The organism is Psychrobacter sp. 78a-MNA-CIBAN-0178 (assembly GCF_040309625.1).
Lineage (GTDB): Bacteria > Pseudomonadota > Gammaproteobacteria > Pseudomonadales > Moraxellaceae > Psychrobacter > Psychrobacter okhotskensis.
Window position 1 is genome coordinate 1 of sequence record NZ_JBEOOZ010000227.1, and the last position, 230, is coordinate 230.

1 protein-coding gene is annotated in these 230 nt (G+C 45.7%); it reads left to right on the top strand.

Annotation, left to right across the window (positions count from 1 at the left end):
• Positions 1–230: adenine nucleotide alpha hydrolase family protein (locus AAEY80_RS14920; RefSeq protein ID WP_502945566.1), on the top strand; the 230-nt coding region annotated here is incomplete at both ends.

Sequence of the window (230 nt, forward strand, 5' to 3'; positions counted from 1 at the left end):
ATGTCAGCCTGAAAACTGACACGGCGAAAGTAGTTAGCGCTGCAGCAGCCATTGGTGGTGATATTCATGTACTGGTTGCTGGTGCTGATTGTTCTGCCGCGGTAAGTGCAGCACAAAGTTTAGCGGGCGTGAGTAAAGTGTTAGTGGCTGATGCTGCTCAATATGGTGCTCAACTAGCTGAAAATGTATCAAAATTGGTTGTTGATATTGCCGGAGACTATGAACATATT